Raw genomic sequence first — 1,006 nt, 5'->3', positions numbered from 1 at the left:
AAAAACAAGATAAGAACTCTCAAAATGATTTACAATCAGAGATTGAATATTTACGAATGGAAAATGCTTATTTAAAAAAGTTACACGCCTTAATTCAAGAGAAAGAGAAATTACAGAGAAAGACAAAGCGTACATAATATTTGAGTTAAGGCATGAATATAAAATTATGGACTTGATTAGAATGGCTAAAATTGCCCGTAGTACGTATTATTACTGGGTGAAGCAAATGGAACGAGAAGATAAATATAAAGACGTTAAAGAAACAATTAAACAGATTTTTCATGAACATCAAGGACGATACGGATATAGACGTATCACTCTAGAATTGCATAATAAGGGCTATAGGATTAATCATAAAACTGTCCTTCGTTTGATGAATCAATTAGGGTTAAAATCGTTGGTAAGAATCTCTAAATACCGCTCATATCGTGGGAAAGTTGGGAAAGTGGCACCTAATGTCTTGAAACGAGATTTCAAGGCCTCTCACCCTAATGAAAAGTGGGTTACAGACGTTACTGAAGTTCACTTATTTGGTGAAAAACTCTATTTATCTCCTATTCTAGATTTGTTTAACGGTGAAATTATTTCTTATAATATTGAGAAACGTCCTACTTTCCTTTTAGTTGAAAGGATGTTAGATCAAGCATTAAAACGCTTGAATAAAGAAGATACTCTTATTCTGCATTCAGATCAGGGGTGGCACTATCAAATGGACAAATACCAGCATACTTTAAAAGAACATAATATAATTCAAAGTATGTCCCGTAAGGGAAATTGCTTAGATAATGCAGTCATAGAAAATTTCTTTGGCTTATTAAAGTCTGAATTACTTTACCTTAAAGAATTTGAAAGTATGGAACACTTTAAAATAGAATTAGAAAATTATATTCATTACTATAACCATAAAAGAATTAAAACAAAATTAAAAGGATTGCCCCCTGTACAATACAGAGTTCAATCCTTATTAGCTGCTTAAATATGTGTCCAACTTTTTGGGTCCAGTTCA

General features: G+C 31.6%; 1 pseudogene. It reads left to right on the top strand.

Annotation, left to right across the window (positions count from 1 at the left end):
• A pseudogene (locus ACQRBL_RS04840) lies at positions 1-976 on the top strand (IS3 family transposase); the annotation flags it as partial.
• Positions 977-1,006 lie beyond the last annotated feature (30 nt).

The sequence above is a fragment of the Bacillus sp. AF62 genome (genome assembly GCF_050312695.1).
Classification (GTDB): Bacteria; Bacillota; Bacilli; order Bacillales; family Bacillaceae_G; genus Bacillus_A; species Bacillus_A cereus.
This window is presented reverse-complemented; position numbering and strand designations above follow the sequence as displayed.